The organism is Streptomyces aquilus (assembly GCF_003955715.1).
GTDB lineage: Bacteria > Actinomycetota > Actinomycetes > Streptomycetales > Streptomycetaceae > Streptomyces > Streptomyces aquilus.
In genome coordinates this window covers 598,848-622,087 of the sequence record NZ_CP034463.1, presented here as the reverse complement: position 1 = coordinate 622,087, position 23,240 = coordinate 598,848, and the positions used below count along the sequence as shown (strand labels likewise).

Annotated in this window: 18 protein-coding genes and 2 pseudogenes; 13 read left to right on the top strand and 7 right to left on the bottom strand. The window is 71.0% G+C overall.

Annotated elements, in window-relative coordinates; translation table 11 throughout:
• Positions 1-2 precede the first annotated feature (2 nt).
• Both EJC51_RS03030 and EJC51_RS03025 read left to right on the top strand, forming a co-directional pair.
• Positions 3-4,322 (top strand): protein kinase domain-containing protein, encoded by a 4,320-nt coding sequence (locus EJC51_RS03030; RefSeq protein ID WP_126269557.1) that lies wholly within the window; start codon positions 3-5, stop codon positions 4,320-4,322.
• On the top strand, positions 4,319-5,035 hold the full coding sequence (locus EJC51_RS03025) for a hypothetical protein (RefSeq protein WP_126269556.1): 717 nt from the start codon (positions 4,319-4,321) through the stop codon (positions 5,033-5,035). Before EJC51_RS03030 ends, EJC51_RS03025 begins: the two co-directional genes overlap by 4 nt.
• 83 nt (positions 5,036-5,118) lie before the next feature.
• Here the strand turns inward: EJC51_RS03025 and EJC51_RS03020 are convergent, their stop codons facing one another.
• A complete protein-coding gene (locus tag EJC51_RS03020) occupies positions 5,119-7,359 on the bottom strand; it encodes a tetratricopeptide repeat protein (protein WP_126269555.1) in 2,241 nt (746 codons plus the stop codon).
• A gap of 312 nt (positions 7,360-7,671) precedes the next feature.
• On the opposite strand from EJC51_RS03020, the gene EJC51_RS03015 reads away from it, so the two are divergent.
• The 6 genes and pseudogenes from EJC51_RS03015 (at position 7,672) to EJC51_RS02990 (ending at position 12,550) form a co-directional block, all read left to right on the top strand.
• The gene (locus EJC51_RS03015; RefSeq protein WP_126269554.1) at positions 7,672-8,385 is read left to right on the top strand and encodes a hypothetical protein; all 714 of its coding nucleotides are present in this window, start codon (positions 7,672-7,674) and stop codon (positions 8,383-8,385) included.
• A 225-nt stretch (positions 8,386-8,610) separates the two neighbouring features.
• A complete protein-coding gene (locus tag EJC51_RS03010) occupies positions 8,611-9,213 on the top strand; it encodes a sigma-70 family RNA polymerase sigma factor (protein WP_126269553.1) in 603 nt (200 codons plus the stop codon).
• A 150-nt stretch (positions 9,214-9,363) separates the two neighbouring features.
• Positions 9,364-9,527 (top strand): annotated as a pseudogene (locus tag EJC51_RS03005) (AMP-binding enzyme); the annotation flags it as partial.
• A 142-nt stretch (positions 9,528-9,669) separates the two neighbouring features.
• Positions 9,670-10,707 carry an ABC transporter substrate-binding protein gene (locus tag EJC51_RS03000; RefSeq protein WP_126269552.1) on the top strand — a complete coding sequence of 346 codons (1,038 nt, stop codon included), beginning with the start codon at positions 9,670-9,672 and terminating at the stop codon, positions 10,705-10,707.
• A gap of 56 nt (positions 10,708-10,763) precedes the next feature.
• Complete coding sequence (locus EJC51_RS02995) at positions 10,764-11,729, top strand: FecCD family ABC transporter permease (RefSeq protein ID WP_126269551.1); 966 nt, start codon at positions 10,764-10,766, stop codon at positions 11,727-11,729.
• A 5-nt stretch (positions 11,730-11,734) separates the two neighbouring features.
• The gene (locus tag EJC51_RS02990; RefSeq protein WP_126269550.1) at positions 11,735-12,550 is read left to right on the top strand and encodes an ABC transporter ATP-binding protein; all 816 of its coding nucleotides are present in this window, start codon (positions 11,735-11,737) and stop codon (positions 12,548-12,550) included.
• 114 nt (positions 12,551-12,664) lie between these two features.
• On the opposite strand, the gene EJC51_RS02985 is transcribed toward EJC51_RS02990, so the two are convergent.
• Both EJC51_RS02985 and EJC51_RS02980 read right to left on the bottom strand, forming a co-directional pair.
• Positions 12,665-13,198, bottom strand: coding sequence for a cupin domain-containing protein (locus EJC51_RS02985; protein ID WP_126269549.1), 534 nt, complete (start codon positions 13,196-13,198; stop codon positions 12,665-12,667).
• A 161-nt stretch (positions 13,199-13,359) separates the two neighbouring features.
• The gene (locus tag EJC51_RS02980; RefSeq protein ID WP_126269548.1) at positions 13,360-13,809 is read right to left on the bottom strand and encodes a GNAT family N-acetyltransferase; all 450 of its coding nucleotides are present in this window, start codon (positions 13,807-13,809) and stop codon (positions 13,360-13,362) included.
• 205 nt (positions 13,810-14,014) lie between these two features.
• Between EJC51_RS02980 and EJC51_RS02975 the strand changes: the two genes are divergently transcribed.
• Positions 14,015-14,407 carry an NUDIX hydrolase gene (locus tag EJC51_RS02975; protein WP_126269547.1) on the top strand — a complete coding sequence of 131 codons (393 nt, stop codon included), beginning with the start codon at positions 14,015-14,017 and terminating at the stop codon, positions 14,405-14,407.
• A gap of 202 nt (positions 14,408-14,609) precedes the next feature.
• Here EJC51_RS02975 and EJC51_RS47615 read toward each other — a convergent pair whose 3' ends face one another.
• Complete coding sequence (locus EJC51_RS47615) at positions 14,610-15,446, bottom strand: SCO2400 family protein (protein ID WP_425276779.1); 837 nt, start codon at positions 15,444-15,446, stop codon at positions 14,610-14,612.
• 549 nt (positions 15,447-15,995) lie between these two features.
• On the opposite strand from EJC51_RS47615, the gene EJC51_RS02965 reads away from it, so the two are divergent.
• Complete coding sequence (locus EJC51_RS02965; protein WP_126269545.1) at positions 15,996-17,231, top strand: protein kinase domain-containing protein; 1,236 nt, start codon at positions 15,996-15,998, stop codon at positions 17,229-17,231.
• A 32-nt stretch (positions 17,232-17,263) separates the two neighbouring features.
• On the opposite strand, the gene EJC51_RS02960 is transcribed toward EJC51_RS02965, so the two are convergent.
• Positions 17,264-17,674, bottom strand: a complete 411-nt coding sequence (locus EJC51_RS02960) for a hypothetical protein (RefSeq protein ID WP_126269544.1) — start codon at positions 17,672-17,674, stop codon at positions 17,264-17,266.
• 58 nt (positions 17,675-17,732) lie between these two features.
• Complete coding sequence (locus EJC51_RS02955; RefSeq protein ID WP_166682815.1) at positions 17,733-19,307, bottom strand: carboxylesterase/lipase family protein; 1,575 nt, start codon at positions 19,305-19,307, stop codon at positions 17,733-17,735.
• Between the two features lie 147 nt (positions 19,308-19,454).
• On the opposite strand from EJC51_RS02955, the gene EJC51_RS02950 reads away from it, so the two are divergent.
• On the top strand, positions 19,455-20,048 hold the full coding sequence (locus EJC51_RS02950; RefSeq protein WP_126269542.1) for a TetR/AcrR family transcriptional regulator: 594 nt from the start codon (positions 19,455-19,457) through the stop codon (positions 20,046-20,048).
• 55 nt (positions 20,049-20,103) lie between these two features.
• Here the strand turns inward: EJC51_RS02950 and EJC51_RS02945 are convergent, their stop codons facing one another.
• The gene (locus tag EJC51_RS02945) at positions 20,104-20,565 is read right to left on the bottom strand and encodes a hypothetical protein (RefSeq protein WP_126269541.1); all 462 of its coding nucleotides are present in this window, start codon (positions 20,563-20,565) and stop codon (positions 20,104-20,106) included.
• Between the two features lie 396 nt (positions 20,566-20,961).
• Here EJC51_RS02945 and EJC51_RS02940 point away from each other — a divergent pair.
• Positions 20,962-21,705, top strand: a pseudogene (locus EJC51_RS02940) (class I SAM-dependent methyltransferase); the annotation flags it as partial.
• Positions 21,706-21,954: 249 nt separating this feature from the next.
• On the top strand, positions 21,955-23,229 hold the full coding sequence (locus EJC51_RS02935; RefSeq protein ID WP_425276835.1) for an ArgE/DapE family deacylase: 1,275 nt from the start codon (positions 21,955-21,957) through the stop codon (positions 23,227-23,229).
• Positions 23,230-23,240: the final 11 nt, after the last annotated feature.

Below are 23,240 nucleotides of genomic sequence, written 5' to 3'. Positions count from 1 at the left end.
CGATGGCCACCTGGCGCCGCGGGGACGTCATCCTGGACCTGTACGAGGTCCTGGACGTGGTGCGTACCGGCGGCCTGGGACTGGTGCACCGGGTCCACCACCGAGGCTGGGACATCGATCTGGCGGTGAAGACCCCGCGCCCGGCCGTCGTCCGCTCGCCGGAGGGGCTCGGGGACTTCGAGCGGGAGGCGGAGGTGTGGGTGGGGCTGGGCCTGCACCCGCACATCGCCAACTGCGTCTACGTGCGCACCCTGGAGGACGTGCCAAGGGTCTTCGCCGAGTGGGCCGACGGCGGCAGCCTCGCGGAAGCCGTCCGCGATCGGACCCTGTACGGCGACGATCCCTTGGCGACGCTGTTGGATGTCGCGATCCAGTCCGCCTGGGGCCTGGACCACGCGCACGACAACGGCGTCGTGCACCAGGACGTCAAGCCCGCCAACGTGATGCTGACCCAGGACGGCACGGTCAAGGTCACCGACTTCGGCCTGGCACGGGCCCGCACGGTCGGGGACGCGGAGCCGTTCGTCAGCCGGGGCGGCCTGGACCCCGCGTACTGCTCGCCCGAGCAGGCACGCTCGCCGTCCGGGCTCACCCCGGCCACGGACGTGTGGTCCTGGGCGGTCACCGTGTTCGAAATGCTCCTGGGCAGTCCGCCGGTGCGGGACGGGACGACCGCGGGCGACGCCTTCGAGGGCTACATCCGGTCCCGGGCGCCGGGCGCGATCCAGCGGGTGCCGGACGAGATACTGGACGTCCTGCGCGAGTGCTTCGCGCAGGACCCCACCGCCCGCCCCTCCCGGCTCGGCCCGCTCGCCGAGCGGCTGGTCGAGGTGCACTGGCGCGAGGTGGGCCCCTATCCCCGCCGCGCCCCGTCCGCGGCCACCCTGCTCGCCGACAGCCTCTCCAACCACGCGCTGTCCATGCTGGACCTCGGCCGCCGCGACAGCGCCGAGGAGCTGTGGACCCGCGCCCTGCGGGCCGATCCCCACCACCCGCACGCCCGCTACAACCGCGGACTGCACCGCTGGCGGACGGGTGTGATCACCGACGCCGAACTGGTGGACGAGCTGGAGTCCGTGCGGTTCGGCGACCCCGACGACGGCACCTACCTGCTGGCGCTGGTGCACCGCGAGCGGGGCGACGCGCCCGCCGCTGCCGAACTGCTGCGGGACGCGTCCGCCCGGATGCCCGACGCCCCGCAGATCGCCGCCGCCCTCGCCTCGGTGCAGGAGGCGCCCGCCCCGGCCCAGGTGGTGCTGCCCGGGGAACACGACGACTGGATCACCGCCCTCGCCGTGACCCCGGACGGCACGACGGGAATCTCGGCGGACGGTTCCGGCGGACTGCGGATCTGGGACCTGGACGCGGGGGAGTGCCGCCAGGAACTGCACCTGGACACCTATCGCGCCTCGGCACTCGCGGTCAGCGACGACGGACGCGTCCTGGTCGTCGGCGGCGACACCCGGCGCGCCCTGGTGCTCGACTTCGAGACCGCCACCGGGTTCGAACTCCCCGGCCACCCCAGCTGGGTGCTCTCGGTCGCGCTGACGGAGGATCAGCGGCACGCGGTCACCAGCGGGTACGAGGGAGAAGTCGTCACCTGGGACCTGGAGACCGGCGAACCCGTGGAGGTCCGGCAGTTCGAGAGCAGGGTCGACTTCCTGGGCGCCCGGGGCACTCTGTGCTGCCTCGTCGACCACACACGCCGGACGACCTCGGTGCACGACGTCCGCACGGGCGCACTGGTGCGCCGGTTCGACCACGCCTGCCTGAGCGTGCGGTTCACCGACGACGGCCGACGCGTCGCCGTCACCGGCGGAAGCCCCGACGTCCGCCTGGCCGACCTAGGCTCCCCTGATGCCCCACGGGTGCTCAAGACCCGGTACGGCCGGCCAGCCCTGAACACGGACGGCACGGTCGGCTTCTCCAGCGGCGGACGCGACGAGCCGTCACGGGTGTGGGACCTCGCCACGGGCCGCTGCCGCCTCTCCCTGGAGGCCACACCCGACACCAAGGAGGTCGCGCTGAGCGCGACCGGACACCGCGCGCTCACCGCCGAGGCCAAGACCGTACGCGCCTGGCACCTGCCGCCCGCCGGACCGCCGGCCCCCTGGAGCTACGTCCGCCCCCACCAGGCCGGGGACCTCACCGCCGCTGCCGCCCGAGCGGCCGAACTGCTGGACCAGGCGGCCACGCATGGCGCGGCCGGACGGCTGGAGGAGGCGGCCGAACTGATCCGCGCCGCCCGCGCACTGCCCGGCCATCGGCGCCACACCGAGCCCGTACGCCTGTGGCGCCGACTCGGTGCGCTCGGCCGCCGTACCGCACTCGTCGACGCCTGGTCCGCGGGCCGGATCACCCCCGACGACGACCGGTCCTGGGCCCTGGCACTCAGCGGGCGCAGCCCCACCGCGCTCGCCCGGGCGGGCAACTCCGAAGCCTGGGTCTTCGACGTGGAGACCGGGCAGCTGCTGCACACGCTCAGCCTGCACACCGGACACCTCGGCGCCCTGGCGATGACCGCCGACGGCCGGCTCGCGGTGTCCGGGGGCGAGGACGGCCGGGTCGTCGCCTGGCAGCCCCGCGACCGGCGCATCGTCCAGCTGTTCACCAGCCCCCGCGACCGCGTGTACTACGTCGCGGTCAGCGAGGACGGACAGGTGGCCCTCTCCGGGACCGCCGACGGCGTCGTCGCCGCCTGGGACATCCCCAGCGGCCGGTCCCTCGGACGCTGGGAGGCCCACCCCGGAGCCGTGCTGGACGTGGCCGTCAGCGCCGACCACCGTTACGGGCTCTCCCGCGGCCAGGACGTCACCGTGAAGATCTGGGACCTGCACGCGGGCGAACTGCGGTGGGTGCTGGGCGGACACGCAGAGTGGATCGGCGCCGCACGGCTGAGCGAGGACGGCCGCTACGTCGTCACCGGCGGCGCCGACGCGACCGTACGCGTCTGGCGGACCGCCGACGGAGAGTGCGAGGCCGTGCTCACCGGCCACACCGACGCCGTGGTCGACGTCCTGCCCGGCGCGGACGGCCGGCACCTGCTGTCCTGCTCCGCAGACGGCACCATCCGCTTGTGGGACGTCGCCGCCGCCCGCTGCGTCCATGTGCTCACCGGACACACCGCCGCCGTGCGCAGCCTCGCCGTCACGCCGGACTTCCTCCTCGCGGCCTCGGGCGGCGAGGACCGCCAGGCCCGCCTGTGGGACCTGACGGCCGGCCGGGAACTGCGGGCCTTCACCGGCTTCTCCGGCGCGGTCACCGACATCGCGCTGGCCCCCGACGGCGCCCTGCTCCTGGCCGGCGACGAAGGCGGCCGCCTGTTGACCTGGGCTCTGGACTGGGAGTACGACTTCGGCTCGGCGACCGGTGTGCTGTGCGCGGAGTCCGAGCCCGTGATCGAGGAACTGCGGGCCGAGGTCGCCGTCGAGCTGCCGTCCCGTGACGACAGTCGCCCCGCGCTCATCGAGGCGATGGCCCGCATCGGCGAGCGGCAGCGGCACGCTGTCACCCGCACCCTGGAACTCGCCGCGGAACTGGACAAGGTCCCGTCCCGCGACGACACGGGCTACCGCCTCTACATGCATTCCGTGGCCGAGGACCTGGCGAGCCGGGAGCCCGACAGGACACCGGGCACGGCCGAGGCGCTCACGCTGCTGCTGAGACCGGAGGAAGAACTCAACCGGTCCGAGACCTTCTGGGCCAACCACTTCGCCCTCCAGCTCCAGGACGACCTCGACACGCTCGCCGAGGCCGCCCAGCTCCTGTACCGCGAGGGCGATGCGGTCGCGGCCGAGCGGACCTGGCAGCTCGTCGTCGACGTGCGCTCCCACCTGTGGGACGCCGGGTACGTCGAGACGCAGCGCGCGATGCTCGGCTGGGCCGCGGTACTGAGTGACCTCGGCCGGCAGATGGAAGCCCTGGCCCTGATCCGGGCGGTGACCGCGGAACGCGAACGGGACCTGGGGCCGGACCATCCGGCCACCCTGGAGGCGGTCGCGGCACTCGCGTCCCTGCTCACCGACAAGGGCGAACTGGACGAGGCCGAGCGGCTGTACGACAGGCTGGTGCCCCAGCTCGTGCGGCGCTACGGCCGCGACGGCCTCCAAACCCTGGAGGCCCGGGTGGGGTTGGCCCGGGTGCACCGCCGGCTCGGACGGCACGGTGACGCGGCACAGGCCCTGCGGGAAGTGTGGGCGAAACGGCGGCTGCGTCTGGGCGAGCACCACCCGGACACCCTCGCCGTCCAGACCGAACTGGACAGTCTGCCCGGCCCGGTGCCGCCCGGGCCGACGCGGAGGGGATGGAGGAGACGGCGATGATTCCGGACGGGTCCAGCATCGGCGCCCTGATCACCGGCAAGGCGTTCATGGCGGACGTCGGGGCCTACTTCCCCCTCAGCGTCGCCCTGCGCGGTGACGTGTTCGAGGCCGTGTTCATGATGCGGGAGGGCGACCTCGGGCACCGCACCAGCGGGCCCTACTCGCCGGAGCGGCTCCCGTCCGACGCGATGAACTGGGTCCAGCTGCGGACGGGGATGGGCATGGCGGGCCGCTTCCCCTCCTTCCGGATCGAGGCCGGCGGACACTGGCCGCGTATCCATGTCGCCCTGTCGGGCACCTCCGTCCGCGGCCTGATCGTGATGCCGGAAGAGGTGACCGCGGAGATGGTGAACGCGCCCTACCTCGGCAAGTGGCAGGACCAGGCCTGCGCCGACATCCGGATCGGGCTGGACTTCCTCGCCCAGTGGCTGGGTTCCTGCCACCACGAGGGGGGCGGCCCGGAACCGTCGATCGATCTCGACCTGGTCTACCGGCCGTTCGACTACGAGGCGAGCCTCGCCGGCTACGACGAGCGGATACGCGACATCATCCCTCCGGTGCGCCCGGTCCTCGAACTGCGCTGGCGCTCGGCGACCCCGGCCCAGCGCAGGGCCTTCGTGAAGCGCCTGAAGGGCGCCCGGAAGAGCGGTTCCCGGTCCGACCGGCGCTGGAACTACCCCATCGGCGGCATCGAGGTGGAAGTCCCGCGCTGACACCGCCGGTGCACCCGCCAGACACCCGCCCGACCCTGGCCACCCGCACAGAGCGGCACGCCGATGTCGACTCCGGGCGGTGGTCACCAGTCGGGGGGCAGGTAGTAGGCCGTTGTGGAGCCCGGGCCTTCGGCTGTCTGGCGGGTGCACAGTCCGGCGAGCGGATGGCCGTCCGGCAGCACGGAGAGAAGCCTCGTGAAGATGGCTCGTGCGGTGCCGGGGTCTCCGGAGAGAGCGGTCCACAGGGCGAGTTGGTAGGCGGCGCAGTGGGTGAGTTCGTGGTTCTGCCCCACGACGCGAGCGCAGTCCTCGCGAGCGGCGGTGGCTGTGATGAGGGCCTCGTCAGCGCGGCCGGCGTGGCCGAGCATGGCGGCGAGCTGGACGGTGCGCGTGAGGGTACGCGGGTGGTCGGCACCGTAGAGGGCGGCGGCGCCTTCGACGACTGCCTTCTGCAGGCGAAGTCCGGTCTCCGGGTCACCGTTTCGGGTAACCCAGCCGGCCAAGTTCCAGCGGGCGTCGTTGGTGAGGGCGTGGCGGTCACCGAGCAGACGGGAGGCGTCGTCGTCGAGTTCGCGCCAGGCGCGCTCGGCGGCCTGCGGTCCGTCGGCTTCCGCCCAGCCGGCCACTTCGAATCGCAGACCCAACACCTCAGGGTGCTCCGGTCCCCAGAGGGTCTGTCCGGCATCGAGGAGTTCCCTGGCCATCGCGAGGGCATCGGCAGCCGATCCGATGTGGCCCGTCCAGCGAATCAGGTTCCGTCTGGCTCGGATCGTGGCCGGGTGGATCCCTCCGTGGAGCTCCAGGAAACCTTCGTACGCTTCGGAAGCGAGCGAAACCGCCCGGTCGAGGTCCCCGGACTGCCCCGTCCACCAGGCCAGTTGAAGGGTGAGTTCGAGCAGGTCGTCCGGAGCGGTGTCCGGCGGCGCGGACCGCAGCACGGTGGTGAGGACGTCGACGGCCTCGGAATACCGGGCGGCGTTGCCGGATATCTCGGCCAGGCCGCTCGCGCCCATGAGGGCGCCTCCGTCGAGTGCCTTGCGGAAGGCGGATGTCGCGGCGTCCCATTGGGTCCGACGCCGGGCGGTCCAGCCCAGGTCGATACAGGTCGCTGCGTCGGCGTGAGCGATGAGCGTGTCCCAGACCGGCTGGGGGATTTCCTGGGTCCCGCGTTCGGCGTCGATCACTTCGGGCAGGTAGTCGAAGACGCGGTAGCCGGTGCCGTCGTGATGAGGGAGCAGGAGGCTGCTGGTGGCGAAGATCGGTTTTGTCGCCCAGGCCAGCGCGGACTCCCAAGGCTCAGGATGAGCACGGGCGCCCCCGAGGTCGAGCAGGTGGTGTTCGTGGAGGTCGCGCAGCACGGGAACTGGGACGTGCGTGGTCCAGCCCGCACAGAAGGCGTCGGCTGCGGCGGCCACCAGCGCCGCCCCACGGGAGTGATTCCCCTCGGGGGAACGGGCGTCCCTCCAGGTCGCGAGAAGCCACGGACCGGCCGCCAGGTACTCGGCGATTCCGTAGGTGCCGGATGACTCGATCGCGCGGGCGATGCGCTCGTCCGCCTTGTGTTCGGACGCCCGGCGCAGCTCTGCGGTGCTCCACCGGCGGTCGAGCCGGATCTCGTGGGCCAGGCCGAACACGGCCGCCGTCCCCTCGGGAACGGGGGATGCCTCGATCCCACGGAAGCGGGCCCGTTCGTGGGCGCGGATGGTGGCCACCACCAGCACCCCCGGTCTCCCCATGATCACGTTCCTGATCAGATGCGGGAGTGTGCTTCCCGAGGTCAGGTAGCGTTCCAGATCGTCCAGCCAGATCACCGACGGCCGTACGGACTCGGCCGTCTCGAAGGCGGCCGCCAGGTTCGCCCCACTTTCGGGATCCGGGATGAGCAGACGGTGACTCGGGTATGTCTCACGCAGCGCCTCGAACGCCGCACGTGACTTTCCCGCGGTCGAGTCCCCGACGAGCAGGACGAACCGATGCGAGGCCAGGGCCGCCTCGATCTCGCCGCTTTTGTCCCTCGGGATGAACGCGGGGAACGCGTCACCACCCGCACCATGGACGCGTACGACTGACAGATCGTCGATGTCGCGGACGCGGGGAATCCTGCCGCGCCGAGCCACGACCAGCCCGCGCTCACGCGCCGTCGGCGCCTCCAGCAGCCGGCTGCCCCGCCAGGACGCCACACCGGCCGCGGCCCCCACCGCGGCGACGAAGACCGCACCCACTCCGGCGGGAAGCTCCGACTTGGCGAACGCCGCCACCGACGTCGCCACGGCCGCGCCGACGATGAGCCACCAGCCCTTGACGTAACCTCTCCGCCACACCATGACATGAGACCAAACCGCGTCGTCTCCGCGATAGGGCCGATCCACCGATGTTCCTTCGGCATACGGCAGTTGAGTGCGCCCGCGGTCATGAACCGTCGTGCTGGGGTGGAGGTCACGTGACCGTGCCGGTGCCCTCGGGCGGGCGACGCTCGGGTGATCGCGTGCCCCCCACCCTGGAGTTGCGGCGCAGCGGGCCGGTGAAGGCGCCGGCCGTTGTGAGCCGTGTCACCTTCCGGGACGTGAGTCAGGGGACGGGGTTTCCCGCGTACCCCCTGACGACGACCGGACGCCGGGTGCGAGGATGGGCGGGTCATGACTGTCCGAGGGGGATGCCGCGCGACGCGGGCCGGTGTTTTCGCCGCCGTCTGCGTGCTGCTCGCTGCCCTCGGTCACGCGATGATGTCGGGAACCCCCGTCCCGTGGTGGGCGATGGGCGCCGGTGCGGCGGCGACCGGTGCGGCCGGCTGGCTGCTGGCCGGGCGTGAGCGCGGCCGCACACTGATCGTCGCCGTCGTCACGGCCGTCCAAGCGGTGCTGCACGAGACCTTCTCCCTGGCGCAGACACTCTCCCCGACGGCCGCGCCCAAGCCCCGCATCGGCGCGGGCGCGATGCCCATGGGCGCGATGGACATGGGCTCCATGGGCGCGATGGACATGGGCTTCATGGGCGGGATGGACATGGGGTCCGCCGCTCACCTCGGGCACGGCGCGGTCGGCATGGACCACATGCACGGCATGGGCGGCACGAGCGGTGCCGCCACGGTCGGCATGTTCGCCGCGCACCTGGTGGCCGCGGTCCTGTGCGGACTGTGGCTGGCCTACGGTGAGCGCGCCGTCTTCCGGCTCCTGCGGGCGGCGGCGGCCTGGCTGGCGGCGCCCCTGCGGCTGCTGCTGGCGTTGCCCGTGCCGTCGGGTCCTCCGCGTGTGCGCCGGTGGCGTGGTGCCGCCTGCCCGGCACCGGTGCGCCTGCTGCTGTGCTCTGCCCTCACCTTCCGTGGTCCGCCCACGGGTGCCGCTGTCATCTGAGACAGCCGGATCCACCGGAGCCCCTCCGCCTCCCTGACCTGCGGCGCACTCGCGCGCGGGCCTCTGGCAGGCCCCTCGCCCCAGCGTGCACGCGCTGCCATGAGCGGCCCATTCGTCCCGGGCTCCGGACCCCGCCGTACCTCTCGCGTACGGCCGCACCCATGTGCCGGTGAGCCGCGCCCTCCTGCGGGCCTGGCGCCGGAAGACCCGAGAAGGACACACGTGATGATCTCTGTCCTCCCTGTTCCCTGCGCGGACCGCGCCACCGCCGACGCCTCGGCGACCGCCTGGGCGCTGGCCGCCCGTGCCGGAGACCCCGAGGCGGCCGACCACTTCGTCCGCGCCCTCCACGGTGACGTCCTCCGATACGTCACCCACCTCAGCGGAGACCCCCAGACCGCCCACGACCTGACCCAGGACACCTTCGCGCGGGCGTTCAGCAGCCTGCACCGCTACGAGGGCCGGGCTTCGGCCCGCACCTGGCTGCTGTCGATCGCCCGGCGCGCGGTCGTCGACAACCTGCGCCGTGCCGCCGTACGTCCCCGCATCGCCGACACCACCGACTGGCAGACGGCGGCGGAGCGCAACCAGCCGTGCGGTCTGCCGGGGTTCGACGAAGGCGTGGCCCTGCTCGACCTGTTGCAGACGCTGCCCGAGGAACGCAGGGAGGCGTTCTTGCTGACCCAGGTGGTCGGGCTGTCCTACGAGGAGGCGGCCGGCTTCGTCGGCTGTCCCGTCGGCACCGTCCGCTCCCGGGTGTCCCGCGCCCGCGTGAGCCTGGACCGGCTGCTCCTGGACTCCGAGACGCCGAGCACCGAGGCGGGCTGACCGCGTGTGAACACCGCTCCTGGCGGCGCCGCCCCCGCACCGGGCGGCGCCGTCAGGAGCGCGGCGGCCCGGGGTGAGAGTTGACTGTGAGATTCAACTTCCTTTCGCCTCGGGTGAATTGGCGGAACATCGCGGGAACTCCCCGGCCACGACGGTTACCTCGTCATCCGCGATCGCATCAAGGACGCCATCCTCGTCGCCGGGAGAACGTCTACCCGGCCGAGATCGAGAACGTACTGGGACACCCCGGAGTGGGTGAGGCGGTCGTGGTCGGGATTCCCGACGAGCGCTGGGGCGAGAAGGTGCACGCCTTCACGGACCACGTCCCGCGCGGGCGCGGAGACCAGGTGCCGGCGAAATAGTCCCCAACGGCCGGGAACTCATGGCTATTTCACCCCGACTACTGCAACAGAACCCGTCGGACCAGGGGGTTCAACGCTCAATCAAGGAGCCCGAATGTCGATCAACCGGCCGGTGGCCATCGCCCTGGCCGCAGCCTGCTGTCTCCTCACGGCGGCCTGTGGGTCGTCGTCCGACGACAAGGCGAGCGACCAGAGCACCGAGGCCGCGGCCCCGAAGGCCGGCTATCCGGTGACTCTCGACAACTGCGGCCGGAGGGAGACCTTCGAGAAGGCGCCCAGCCGGGTCGTGGTCATGAACGGCGCCTCCGTCGCAGAGGTCTCCACCCTTCTCGCCCTCGGCCTCGGCGACAAGATCGTCGCCAACCAGCAGACCTACGGCACGTCCGAGGTCGCGGGCCGGGCCGATGCCATCAAGAAGCTGCCCACCGGTGACGTCGAACTCAACGACGCCTACGACATCCCCCGCGAGGCCATGCTCGGCCTGCGCCCGGACCTGGTGCTGTCCACCACCTCCTACGGCTTCGACGAGAAGAACGGCTTCGCCACCCGCGACCAGCTGAAGAACGTCGGCGCGAACAGCTATGTCTCGCCACAGGGATGCGACCAGGACACCTCCGAGATGACCATCGCCGACAGCTACCAACTGCTGCGCGACATGGGCAAGGTCTTCCACGTCGGTGACCGGGCCGAGAAGCTGATCGCCGCCTCCGAGAAGCACATCGCGGCCGTCTCGGAGAAGGTGAAGGGGGAGAAGGCACCGAACGTCATGGTGCTCTTCTCCAACATGTCCATGGGCGGCAACGACTTCAGCTCGGTCGTCGCCAAGGGCATCTACAACGACATCCTCGCCGAGGCGGGCGGCACCAACGCCTTCGAGAACGCCTCCAAGACCTCCTTCGCCGACCTGAGCAAGGAGAAGGTCGCCGCCACCGACGTCGACGCCCTCGTCGTCATCGCCTACAACGACCCCGACCCGGCGGCGTACGCCAAGAAGCTGCTCAAGGAGTTCCCCCAGTGGCCGGCCGCCAAGAACAACGCGTACGTGACGCTGTCCGATTCGATGTACCTCGGCCCCAGCAACGACCTGGCCGTCGAGAAGATCGCGAAGACCCTGCACCCGGACGCCTTCTGACCCGGCTGAGGGTCCCGCTGGCGTTCACGCTGCTGACCGTCGCGCTGCTCGGCACGATGACCGTGGCGATCAGTATCGGCGCGGTCAACGTCCCCCTAGCAGACGTGTGGTCGATCGTCCTCCACCACGTCACCGGCGCCGGAGCCGCGCCCTCCGACCGCGCGCTCGATCAGATCGTCTGGAACTTCCGCACCCCGCGGGTGCTCCTGGCGGCGCTGGTCGGCGCGGGCCTGGCGGTGACGGGTGCGGTGCTCCAGACGGTGGTGTCCAACCCGCTGGCCGACCCCATCGTGCTGGGCTTCTCCTACGGCGCCACACTCGGCGCGGTCCTCGTCATCACCCTCGGCGGCGGCGCCGCGCTCGCCGGGCTGGGGGTGTCGGCGGCGGCCTTCGTCGGCGCGGTCGCGGCGGGCGCCCTGGTCTTCGCGCTCGGCCGACGCCAAGGGCGGCTGGCCCCGACCCGGCTGGTATTGGCGGGTGTTGCCATCGGCTACGTCTTCCTCTCGGCGACCAGCTTCGTCCAACTCCAGGCGACCCCCACCGAGTTGCGGACGGTGATGTTCTGGATGCTGGGCAGCGTGGCGGGCGCCCGATGGGACCAGATCCCCACCGTCACCGTGGTCGTGCTCGTCACCACCGTCCTGTTGTCGCTGTTCGGCCGCCGCCTCAACGTGCTGCTGGCCGGCGACGAGTCGGCCACCGCGCTCGGCGTGGACGTGAACCGACTTCGGGCCGTCCTGCTCGTCCTCAGCGCACTGCTGACCGGCACCGTCATCGCCGTCGCGGGCAGCATCGGCTTCGTCGGCCTGATGATCCCGCACCTCGTGCGCCTCACCATCGGCGCCGACCACCGCCGACTGCTGCCGCTGACAGCGCTGCTGGGCGCCGTCTACCTGGTCCTCGTCGACCTGCTCTCCCGCACCCTGAACCGCCCCAACGAACTGCCGCTGGGCATCCTCACCGCCCTGCTCGGCGCCCCCTTCTTCCTGTGGCTGCTGCGCCGCAACAAGGGCCTGGACTGACACTCATGAAACTGACCGTCGACCAGCTCCACGTCACCCTGGACCACGCCCCGATCCTGCGGGACGTGAGCCTTGAGGCCCGCAAGGGCGAGATCGTCGGCCTTGTCGGCCCCAACGGCAGCGGCAAGTCCACCCTGCTGCGCACCGTCTACCGCTCTCTCCGTCCGGCGGACGGGGTGGTCAAGGTCGGCGAGGACGACGTGTGGGAACTGTCCCCACGGGCGGCGGCCCGCCGTACGGCGGCGGTTCTCCAAGACGCCGGGGGCAACACCACCGGGCTGACCGTGGAGGAGATCGTCGCGCTGGGCCGTGCCCCGCACCATGGCCTGCTGGGCCGCGACGGGGCCGAGGACGGAGCCGCCGTCTCCGACGCCATCGACCGCTGCGGCGTACGCCCCTTCGCCGACCGCGACTACGCCTCGCTGTCCGGGGGAGAGCGTCAACGCGTCCTGCTGGCGAGGGCGTTGGCTCAGAACCCCCAGCTCCTCGTCCTGGACGAGCTCACCAACCACCTCGACATCCGGGCCCGGTTCGAACTCCTCGACCTGATCCGCCTGACCGGCGTCACCACCCTCGCGGTGCTCCACGACCTCGACCTCGCCGCGCGCCTCTGTGACCACCTGGTCGTCCTGCACGGCGGTGCCGTGGCAGCGGCGGGCCCGGTCCTCGAGGTGCTCACCCCGGAGCTCCTCGCCGACGTCTTCGGCGTCCGCGCGAGAACAGAACGGCATGCCGACGGCGTCGTCCGCATCACCTACGCGGCCCGGCCCCTCGCGCAGAGCGAGACCGCCGACCGCCTCACCGAGACGGCCGACCGCTGAAGCGAGCGTGAACGGAGGAAGAGACGATGGGGGAGACGATGGGGGAGGCGATGGGGGAGGCCCAGCACCCGAGCAGCCTCCCACACGGACTCACCGCGTCGAGTCTTGACACCGTCAAGTGGTCTCTTCCGCGGGCGGCTGGAAACGCATCGGCGTGATCTGCTTGACGTCGTAGCGGCTGCGCATGCGCTCCACCGCCTCCGGGTCCACGGACCTGCCGGTCGACCAGATGTCCGCGATCTCCTCGAAGTACAGCTCGTGCTCGGGCGACGGGAAGCACTGGAACAGCATGCGCACCGGCTGGTCCGTGGCGTTCCGGAAGGCGTGCGGGGTGTTCGGCGGAACGAACATGGTGCTGCCCGCGCTCGCGCGGACGAGGCGGTCGCCGTCGGCCGACTCCCAGTCGAGCCAGTCGTCGTCCGTGCGCTCGGCCGGCTCGAACGCCATCAGTTCCAGCTCGCCCTCCAGGATGTAGAAGAACTCCTGCGAACGCTCGTGGAAGTGGGCGCCGGTGTCGAAACCGGGCGGTACGACCACCTCGAAGACCGACACGGAGGAGCCCTGCGCTCCGGTGGCTTTGAAGGTGACTTCCTGCGCCTTGGTGACCAGTTTGCGTCCCTGTCCCGGCAGCACGATGAGATCGCTCATGCGGTCAACTCCTCGATGTGTAGTCGGTCGACACGTATTGCAGAGGATCAGCTCTTGCAATCCATATGCAATAAGGTCACGCTAGGTTTTTGATCTCGAGAGTTGCTTGAGAGCGCGTCCAGGGATACGGGAGACCTGTCGCATCGGGCGGGACGGGGGCTTCAGTCGATGGCGAACCGCAACTCCGGCCGTGCCCAGGAGACTTTCGGTGGTGAGGGGGCGAGTGTGCCCACCCGTACGGCGCCGAGGCGTCGGTAGAACGCTTCGGCAGGCGGATGGGAGACCACCCGCACCTCGCTCAGGCCGGCCGCTCTGGCCTGACCGAGCATGTGCTCGATGAGGAGCCGGCCGACTCCGCCGCCCTGGACGGCGTCCGCCACGAATGCCAGGTCCAGCTCCGGGGGTTCCAGCGTCAGGGCGTAGAAGCCCTGAAGTTGTTCGGCGGCATCGACGGCGACGAAGACTTGGTGACGGGTGATGTAGTCGGAGGTGACCCGGTAGCCGGAGATGATCGAGGCGTACGTTCCCCGGTAGGCGCCGGAGGCCTGGATCAGGTGGGTGAGGCGGTCGGCGTCCTGCGCGACGGCCCGCCTGATCGTCGTGGACTGCATCTGCTTACTCCTCGGCTTCCACAGTGGTCGGCTTCTTCCCGTCGAGAGCGCGGTCGCACCAGTGGTGCCAGTGGTGCAGGAGGTTGGGCGGCAGGATCGCGCCGTCGAGGTCTCCGGCATGGACCTCGGCCCCTTATTGATGAGCTAAGGCTGTTGCATACTAATCGCAACAAGAGCTGCCCGGGGCAAGGCGGATGGGGGAGAGATGCTGATCGTCGTGGCGGCCGCCGTCGTACGGGCCGGGCGGCTTCTGGTGGTGAGCAAGCGGGCGGCCCCGGAGGTCTTCTATCTGCCCGGAGGCAAGCCCGATCCGGGCGAGATGCCGCTGGAGGCCCTGGCGCGCGAGCTGGACGAGGAACTCGGCGTCCGGCCAGTCGAGCCGCGCCTGCTGGCCGAGGTCGAGGCCATGGCGGCCCTTGAAAAGGTGCCGATGAGGATGACGGTGTACGAGGCCGAGGTCAGCCGGACGCCTCGTCCCGCTGCCGAACTGGCGGAGCTGCGCTGGATCTCCGGCGCGGAGGAGGACGTCGAGCTGGCTCCCGCGGTCAGGGACCACGTTGTGCCGCTGTTGGGGGAACGGGGCCTGTTGGGCTGCTGAGTGGACGGACTGGCCGGGCAGGCCCAGGACGCGGCGGAGCCTGAAGATGCCGGGAACTGGTCAGGTCCCGGTCCATGACGCCGCCGCGCCGGCACCCCGGCACGTCTCGGTCGGCCGACAGCACCGGTAGACGCCACTCAATGCCGTTCTCTTTGGTGTCCGATGGCCGCCCGTCCGGGCCTCGGCCGTACTACCGGCAGGGTCACCCGATACACAGCACGAGCAGGCACACCTGCGCCGGCGACGTCGCTGCCGGGGTGGAACCGGAACCGGTCTGGGAGGTGCCCGGGTCCGTGCTGTTGGTGGGTGCGGGTGCCGAGGGCTGCTCCGCTGACGTACCGGTGGGGTCGTTGTCGCCGGAGGCGGAGGGGGTGTTGGTCGGCTGGGGAACCGATGTCGTAGCCGGTGCGGGAGGCGCGGCGGCGTCCGGCTGCGCGATCGGCGGTGTGGTGCGGGGCGAGGCCGCGAGGGTCTGCTGCCTGGGGGCGCCGGAGGCCGGAGAGTCTGTCGCGGAAGTGTCAGACGACCGGTGGGGGGTGGGCGGCGCGGATGCCGGGCGGGCGTATGCGGGCGTGTGTTCCTTCACGCCGCCCATGCTCTGCTCGTCCGGTGCTGTGGCCGCCCTTGCCTGGTCGGGGGAGTTCCGGTCCATCGCGGTGAGGGTCAGGCCGCCTCCGACGAGTGCGACGGCCGTAGCGACCGCTGCCCGTCGTTTGTTCTTCTTCCAGCGCGCCAGCTGGCGTCGCCGGGCGGCTCGCCCTTCGCGCGCTATGGGTACGTCCCCGACATCGGTGGATGCGGCGCTGTCGGAGGTGTCCCAGGCGGCGCCGTCCTCCTCGCCCGGCAACGCGCCGTCGTGCCATGTGTCGAAGGCCAACGGATCGTGGAGCGCATGTGCGGGCGGCGTGCCGTCGATGCTCGCCGACTGCGAACTGACACGGCCTGTTGCCGGCGGAGCGATGTCCGGGGCGTAGGCACCGCACCCGGGACACACCAGGGCGCCGTTGAGATGGCGTCGACACTTGGAGCAGTAGTGCATCTGTGGTGTTCCGGTCTTTCTGGGTCGGCGGTGCCGTCGGCCCGCTTGGCCACCGGCCGGTGCGCGTTCGCACGGGAGGTTGGCCAGTCACGGTAGCCAGGGATGCGATCACCTGTGTGCAGCCTGTGTGATGCTCCTGCGCGGATTCTTCGGGCATCGCCCGCGGACCACCACTCCGCAGCCGCCCGCGCGGCCCGTCCGGTGTCGGCGGCAGTGCGCGCGGCCCCCTGAACGCGGCCTGACGAGGCGGGTATTGCAAAGCCCGGAGTGCTGTCAGGCGCGGCCGAGGCGTGCCGCGATTCCGTGGCCGATCAGCAAATACATGACGGCGAGGAGGCCGTAATCGAGGAGAACGCGTAGCCCCTCCACGTCTCCGTTGAAGTAGGCAGGCTGTGACGGCCCCGGGCTCAGGTGCGCTGGAGAAGATGGACCCAAGAACCAGGGGTCTCGCGTAGCCCGCTCGCCCCCAGCGCAACGAGCAGTAGGCTTGCCCCCGCGACCCGAATGGCCACAAAACATGCCAATCGGATCGGCAAGGGTACGAGCAGCATGGCGATCGGGGTGGGTGTGCAGGAGCTGCTGGCAGGCCGTTATCAACTGCGGGAGCTGCTGGGACGCGGTGCGATGGGCGAGGTGTGGCGGGCGTCCGACCAGGTCCTCGGACGTCTCGTGGCGGTCAAACTCCTGCGCGCCGAAGAGGCGGCGGACGCCGAGCGCTTCCGCCTCGAGGCGCAGACCGCGGCCCGGCTCAACCACCCCAACGTCGTGGGGATGTACGACTTCGGCTCCCACCATGACCAGCTCTACCTGGTCATGGAACTCGTCGACGGCTGGAGCCTGGCCCAGGAACGTGCGCTGCGCGGCGTCCTCCCCCCGGCGGAAGCCGCGGCCGTCGCCGCCCAGGCAGCCGCCGGACTCTCAGCGGCACACCAGCAGGGTGTGATCCACCGGGACATCAAACCCGCGAACCTGATGCTCGCCACCGACCGCACCGTGAAGGTCGCCGACTTCGGGATTGCGCGCTTCGCCACCGCCGACAGCACGCTGACCGCCACGGGCAAGATCCTGGGCACCGCCGACTACCTGGCGCCCGAACGGGCCCTGGGCCGCTCCGCCCAGCCCGCCTCCGACGTCTACTCCCTCGGCTGCGTGCTGTACGAACTCCTCACCGGACGCCCTCCGTTCAGTGGCGGGACCTCGCTGTCCGTGGTGCAGCAGCACGTCAGTGCCACCCCGCCGCCGCCCAGCCGACTGCGCCCCGAGATACCGCAGCAGCTCTCCGAGCTTGTGCTGCACCTGCTCGCGAAAGATTCGGCCAACCGGCCCACCGCCGAGCAGGCAGCCGATCAGCTTGCCGGACAGGACCGGACACCGCGGAGGCACGTGACGGACGGCACCGCCCTGATGTCCGTCCCACCCACCCCGGCGGCCCCCGTGCCGTTGACCCGCGAAGCCCACACCACCACCAGGCACTCCCGCCCCCGCCGCGGCCGCAAACTGGCCTCGAAAGCAGCCTTCTACGGCACCGGCCTCGCCGTGTTCAGCGCGGCCATGGCTCTCGGAGCATCACTGAATTCAGGCGACGACGACCCAGCCCCGTCCCCGTCTCCCACCCCTGTGGCCGCCACTTCAGCACCCCCGGCCGACGCAGCCTCGACGTCGACGTCTCCGGCTGCCGCTCCGTCCACGACGACGCCGTTGCGTGAACGCGATGACGAAGAGCGCCACGAGCGCCCGGGCAAGAACGACAAAGGAAAGGGCAAGGGGCGGCACGCAGGCCACTGACCGCTTGCGAACACCTCGGCGGTGCCGGCGCCTCAGCCGCGGCGCCACTGCGCGATGCGTTGCGCCCAGGCCCGGTCGTCCGTGGTCTCCAGGAAGCCGCGGTGGTTGATGAGCAGGTACACCTCGTCGGCCGATGCGTGGGTGGTGGTGAGGATGAGGGGCTGGCCGGCGTTGAGCAGGTCGCCGAGGAAACGGCCGTAGAGGTGCGTGAAGCGCGTTTCTGCCGCGGTGATGTCTGCGCGGGTGAGGGTGAGATCGTCGTTGTCGGACCAGCCGGTGAGGACGAGCAGGTCGGGGCGGAGGATGATCCGGCCGCGGCGCTGGAAAAGAGTCTTCTGGCTGATGCCGGCGGCGACCTTCGCCCCAGCTCGCTTCTCGCTCAACTCGCGGGCGGTGGCGCCGAGGTAGTCGGCTTCGGCGAGCGGAGTGCCGGTTTCGGTCATGGGGATCCTCCGGAAGGGGGCGTTCGTACGGTCCACGGGGGTGTGCGGATCTCGAGCGTCAGGAGCTGCGCGACCAGAACGCGCAGCGGTGTTCGGCCGCCGCGTCCACCCCGGAGAACGCGCTCCGGGAAAGCCGGCGGGTGTGGGGGAAGGGCGGCCAGTCGTCGCCGGGCGCGCCGGTTCTGGCGAACGACGTCCAGGCGGCGATCATGCGTCGGGAGAGGGCGGCCTGCCCGTCGTCGAGGCGGAGGTCGCCCATGCCGAACAGGTAGGGCAGCTCCGCGCTGTGGTAGGCGCCCAGCGGAAAGTCGGGGCGGAGGTCGGGCGCGGGTGGCTGGCGGTCGGCGAACTCGTAGCTGTAGACCGGAACATGCTCGGCCAGCAGCCGGTCGGCGGCCAGGGTGGGGCACACCCAGCTGCGGTCGGTGCCGACCTTGGCCCAGGCGAGTGCCGGTGTGGGACCGGGCGGGTACGCGCGGGCGATGCGGGCCGCTTGCCGGCGGCCGTAGGTCTCGGTGAGCAGGCGGCGGTAGTCCGCTGCGGTCATCGGCCCGTCCAGCGTGAACAGGGCGGTGAACAGCCGGTGTTCGTCACGGGTGTTGCCCTGCAGGACGGGCACGCGGTGGAAGTCGCCGGCGGCGAGCGCGCGGGCCGGCGAGTCGGGCAGGACACTCGTCCCGTAGGCGGGCTGGTGGAAGCGCCCGTTGAGGGACAGCACGTCCTTGACGGGCTTGGCACGCAGGCACTTCAGACTGCGGCAGCCCAGCGCGCCGCGGCCCTTTGCGGCCAACTCGCTCTGGCGGGCGAAATAGGTGGCGGCGGGGTCGCCGGGCGCGAGCGTGTTCTTGGGCCAGTTCTGCAGGCAGGAGCCGCTTTGGACGACCGCGCGGTGGAACAGGCCGGCGGCCTTGGGCGAGGTGAGTTGGGCGCACACGCTCGCGCCTCCGGAGGACTCGCCCATGAGCGTGACATTGCCGGGATCACCGCCGAACGCACCGGCGTTGTCCCGTACCCAGCGCAGAGCCGCCTGCTGGTCCTGCAGGCCGAAGGCCCCGGAGTCCGGCAGGTCCGGATGGGCGAAGAAGCCCAGGGCGCCCAGGCGTGAGTTGACGGTTACGACGGTGACGTCGCCCTGCCGGGCCATCCGGGTGGCGTCGTACTGATCCCCGGAGCCGGAGCTGAAGGCCCCGCCGTGCAGCCACACCACGACCGGCCGCGGGGCCGCGCGGTCCGCTTCAGCGGCGGGCGTGGTGACGTTGAGGTAGAGGCAGTCCTCCGCGGAGTCCGGCACCTCGGGCTGCGCGCAGGCCGGTCCGGGCTCGGCCGCCGTCCGCGTGCCGGTCCAGGTGGGAGGCGCGGCCGGGGGTTGCCAGCGCAGCGGGCCGACCGGTGGCGCCGCGTAGGGGATGCCCTGATAGGTGGTGACGCCCTCGGCGGTCACCCCCTGTAGGCGGCCCTGACGGGTCAGGACGGTGTCCGACCGGGCCTCGGGTAACTGGCCTAGGGCACGCTGCCTGTGCGGGTGCTGCACGGCCGCCGCCGACGGACTCGGCACCGTATCGGCTGTGGCCATCACCGCCACGAGGAGGGCCGCGCCCAGCGCGGCGCCGGTGGTGGAGCGTCGCTTCGGCATGGTCCGGCCCGTCCTCTCCCTCTTGCTGCTGCGGCGCCCCTGAGGCCCGCCCCTCGTTGCGATACATTCGTATCGTAAAAACGACATTAGGCTGAGCCGCCCACGAAGGCAAGCACGGGGAAGGTCGGAAGGAAGGTGCCCGTCGACGTGCCGCGACAGGTAGACCACAAGGCTCGCCGGGACCAGATCGCCGAGGCGCTGCTGGACATCGTCGCCGACCAAGGACTGGAAGCGATCTCCGTGAGGGCCGTGGCGGCGCGGGCGGGCGTCTCAGCCGGGCGCATCCAGCACTACTTCGCCAACAAGGACGAACTGCTCGCCTACGCGATCGAGTACCAGGACTGGCTGGTCCAGCAGCGGTGGAACGAGCAGACATGGCCCGAGGGCGAGCCCACCCCCCGGGAGGCGCTGCGGTGGGTGCTGCTGGAGACGATCCCCAGGGACGACCGGCGCCGCCGCGAGTGGCTCGTCGGCGTCGCCTACCTCATCCGCATGCTGGCCAACCCCAAACTGCGAGCCCTCTACGTCGATGGGCTGCCCCGCCTCTACCAACTCCTCGCCGGCCTCGTCCGCATGGCCCAGGAAGCCGGCGACATCGCGCCGGACCGCGACCCCGACATCGAAGCAGAACTCCTCTTCGGCCTCGCCGACTCGCAGGGCCCGCCCGTCGTCCTGGGCCTGCGCACCCCCGAACAGGCAACCGCTGCCATCGACTATTACCTCGACCATCTGTTCCGGTAGCCACCGACGCCGGGGCATCTGCGGCGAGTTGGTGTTGGCCTGGTGCGAGGCGGTCTCAGCAGGCGATGACGTACCAGACCGGCGTCCAGTACACGTCGTTCCTGTCGGGAGCGTCGCTGGAGAACATCCACGCGCCGTTCACGTCGTAGAAGTGTGCTCTGGTGCCCGGCGTCTGGTTGTTGTGGAGGGAGCCCCAGCCCACGAGATTGGGCAGGGTGTAGGTCGTGTTGCACGTGGTGTAGTCGAATCTGTTGCCGTTCGCACCCTTCCCGCATATGTAGTAGTACGCGCAGTTCAGCGAGTCGGCCGCCCAGCTGGACCGGGTCGCCTCGGGGGTGACGGCGTTCCTCATCTGGGCCGCCGTCAGTGGCGGTTGCCGGAAGCGCTCGGAGGTGAGGAGGCCGGTGTGGCGGAGCTCGCCGCCGGTGTGGGCGGCGGCCGTACCGTCGAGCGTGAGTGCCGAGGTCACGATGGCGGCCGCGGCAAACAGCGACGCGGCCAGCTTGCGCGGTGTCATGAGAAGTACCCTCCTGATTCCCCGTCAACTCGCCCACGCGGCAGCGCCGTTGGCGGTTCTTCACTTTCGGGCACGGGGGCATGTCAGACAACCCCCGGAACGCCAGAGGCGGCGCGGACGAAGCCTTCCGGTCCGCTACGTGCGCGTGTCCACTTCATCCCCCGGCGGCTCGGCGAATGCGAACTCGTGGAGAAAGGCTGCCAGGCGTGGGCGTAGAGGGGCGCTTCCCGGCGCTGGAGGCGTGCTTGGACGGACGCCGGGGGCGGGGTTCGGGAAGGGTCCTGCCGGTTTCCTGTCAGGCCGGCAGATGCCCCGTCCAGGCGTCGCGAAATCCGCATGACCTGGCCCTTTGTTCTCTGCGCTTCTACGATCGCATGCGGTCGAGAGGAGGACCGGGTGGACCGGACCGTGCGCACCGTCGAGGACGTTCTCTCACTCCTGGACGGGTTGTTCGCATCCCCGTCCCAAGGCCGCCGATTGGCGACCGGCGACGGCCAGGATTTCTGGGACCGCTTCTATGCCGACCGGTCAAAGCCGGTCCCGTTCTTCGTGGCGAAGCCGGACGAGAACCTGGCCGCCTATCTGGAGCAGGGCCTGGTCACTCCCGGCCGGGCCCTGGACCTGGGCTGCGGAGCGGGTCGCAACGCTCTCTTCCTCGCCTCACGCGGCTTCACGGTGGACGCGGTCGACCTCTCCCCGGTGGCCGTTGCCTGGGGCGAGGAACGGGCTCACGAGGAGGGCGTCGATGTCCGCTTCCTCTGCGGCGATGCCTTCACCCTCTGCACGACCGAGCTGATCGGCCCGTATGACCTGGTCGTCGACTCCGGATGCTTCCACCATCTGCCGCCGCACCGCCGGGTCAGCTACTTGAGCCTCCTCGACCGCGTCCTGGCCCCCGGCGGCCATCTCGCCCTGACTGCCTTCGCTGCGGGCGAAGCAGGCGCGGGCTCGGAACTCGCCGACGCCGACCTCTACCGCGAGCGCGACCTGCAAGGCGGCCTCGCTTACACGCCCGACTCGCTGCGCTGGATCTTCTCCGACCTGGCAGAAGTCGAACTGCGCCGCATGCGGCAGGAGTCGCCCGACTCGGCACTCTTCGGCGTGACGTTCCTCTGGACCGCGCTGTTCCGGCGGGAGGCAGCCCCTGACATGACGAGGAAGAGCGGAACCAGGGTGGGGCTGGCGGACGCCGACCTCGACGCCGGCAGTGGTCCCACGGTGCCGATCACGCACGAGGCCGGTTCAACAGCCGGGAGAGCACGACGTGGCCCGCGCGTCGTGCAGTACGTACCGGATGATCGATTGATCGATGGCGTGCGATTGCCTGCGTTGTCCGCCGAACATAGTCTCCGGCTTGTCCTGACGTCACGTGCCGAAAGCAGTGGTGAGATGACAGCAAGCCTGAGCGATGTGGAAGCCTCGGCCCTGGCCGCGGTGGACGAGGCGGCCATCGCCCGGTTGCTGCTGGAACTCCTCGCTGTTCCGAGCGTGACGGGGAGCGCCGCGGAGTCAGAGATTCAGCACGTCCTTGCCCGGCATCTGAAGCGCATGGACCTCGATGTCGACCTGTGGTCCATGAACCTGCCCGAGCTACGTGACCATCCCCGTTTTCCCGGCACCGAGGCCCCGCGCACCGAGGCGTGGGGCCTGGTGGGCGGCACCGTGTCCCGAGGCGACGGGCCGACCCTGATCCTCCAGGGGCACGTCGACGTCGTCCCTCCCGGAGACCTGGCGCGTTGGGACGGCGACCCCTTCCGTCCCCGGGTCACCGGGGACGTGGTGCACGCACGAGGAGCGTGCGACATGAAGGCGGGGGTGGTGGCGATACTCGCCGCCCTGGCCGCGATACGGGAGGCGGGCGCAAGGCTCCGCGGCCAGGTGTCCGCGCACTTCGTCGTCAGCGAAGAGGACGGAGGGCTCGGGGCGTTCGGCACCCTCCAACGCGGCCACACCGGCGACGCCTGCATCATCACCGAACCGACCAGCGGCGCGCTCATGACGGCGAACGCCGGCGCCCTGACCTTCCGCATCCACGTACCCGGCCGGGCCACCCACGGCAGCACCAGATACGTGGGAGTGAGCGCCATCGACGCATACCTGCCCATCCACCACGCGCTCGCGCGCCTGGAAGCCCGCCGCAACGTCGGCGCCGACCCGCTCATGTCCGAATACCCCATCCCCTACCCGCTGTCCGTCGGCACCGTCCACTCCGGCGACTGGGCCAGCAGCGTGCCCGACCTTTTGGTGGCCGAGGGAAGACTGGGCGTCCGGCTGGGCGAGGACCCGGCCCAGGCCCGCACCGAACTGGAGGCGTGCGTGGCCGAAGCCTGCGCGGCCGACCCCTGGCTGCGCTCCCACCCCGCCACGGTCACGTGGCCCGGCGGACAGTTCGCCAGCGGGCGGCTGCCGGCCGGGCATCCGCTCGCGGCGCAGGTCGCCGACGCGCACGCCGACGTCACCGGCGGCCCGCGACCTTCCGAGCGAGGCGCCCCCTACGGCAGCGACCTGCGCCTGTACACCGGGGCCGGCATCCCCACACTGCAGTACGGCCCCGGCGACGTACGCCTCGCACACGGTCCACAGGAACAGGTCAGCGTGACCGACACCGTCACCGTCACCCGGGCACTGGTGCTCGCCACACTGCGCACGGTCGGCACCAAGTAGGAGCCCCCAGT

What these genes read in the sequence shown, in the direction of transcription:
- EJC51_RS02985 (WP_126269549.1), bottom strand. Translation starts at nt 13,198, where the DNA reads ATGAGCGATCTCATCGTGCTGCCGGGACAGGGACGCAAACTGGTCACC.
- EJC51_RS02995 (WP_126269551.1), top strand. Translation starts at nt 10,764, where the DNA reads ATGACCGTGGCGATCAGTATCGGCGCGGTCAACGTCCCCCTAGCAGAC.
- EJC51_RS03025 (WP_126269556.1), top strand. Translation starts at nt 4,319, where the DNA reads ATGATTCCGGACGGGTCCAGCATCGGCGCCCTGATCACCGGCAAGGCG.
- EJC51_RS02980 (WP_126269548.1), bottom strand. Translation starts at nt 13,809, where the DNA reads ATGCAGTCCACGACGATCAGGCGGGCCGTCGCGCAGGACGCCGACCGC.
- EJC51_RS03015 (WP_126269554.1), top strand. Translation starts at nt 7,672, where the DNA reads ATGACTGTCCGAGGGGGATGCCGCGCGACGCGGGCCGGTGTTTTCGCC.
- EJC51_RS02975 (WP_126269547.1), top strand. Translation starts at nt 14,015, where the DNA reads ATGCTGATCGTCGTGGCGGCCGCCGTCGTACGGGCCGGGCGGCTTCTG.
- EJC51_RS02955 (WP_166682815.1), bottom strand. Translation starts at nt 19,307, where the DNA reads ATGCCGAAGCGACGCTCCACCACCGGCGCCGCGCTGGGCGCGGCCCTC.
- EJC51_RS47615 (WP_425276779.1), bottom strand. Translation starts at nt 15,446, where the DNA reads ATGCACTACTGCTCCAAGTGTCGACGCCATCTCAACGGCGCCCTGGTG.
- EJC51_RS02990 (WP_126269550.1), top strand. Translation starts at nt 11,735, where the DNA reads ATGAAACTGACCGTCGACCAGCTCCACGTCACCCTGGACCACGCCCCG.
- EJC51_RS03020 (WP_126269555.1), bottom strand. Translation starts at nt 7,359, where the DNA reads ATGGTGTGGCGGAGAGGTTACGTCAAGGGCTGGTGGCTCATCGTCGGC.
- EJC51_RS02960 (WP_126269544.1), bottom strand. Translation starts at nt 17,674, where the DNA reads ATGACCGAAACCGGCACTCCGCTCGCCGAAGCCGACTACCTCGGCGCC.
- EJC51_RS03010 (WP_126269553.1), top strand. Translation starts at nt 8,611, where the DNA reads ATGATCTCTGTCCTCCCTGTTCCCTGCGCGGACCGCGCCACCGCCGAC.
- EJC51_RS02965 (WP_126269545.1), top strand. Translation starts at nt 15,996, where the DNA reads ATGGCGATCGGGGTGGGTGTGCAGGAGCTGCTGGCAGGCCGTTATCAA.
- EJC51_RS03000 (WP_126269552.1), top strand. Translation starts at nt 9,670, where the DNA reads ATGTCGATCAACCGGCCGGTGGCCATCGCCCTGGCCGCAGCCTGCTGT.
- EJC51_RS03030 (WP_126269557.1), top strand. Translation starts at nt 3, where the DNA reads ATGGCCACCTGGCGCCGCGGGGACGTCATCCTGGACCTGTACGAGGTC.
- EJC51_RS02945 (WP_126269541.1), bottom strand. Translation starts at nt 20,565, where the DNA reads ATGACACCGCGCAAGCTGGCCGCGTCGCTGTTTGCCGCGGCCGCCATC.
- EJC51_RS02935 (WP_425276835.1), top strand. Translation starts at nt 21,955, where the DNA reads ATGACAGCAAGCCTGAGCGATGTGGAAGCCTCGGCCCTGGCCGCGGTG.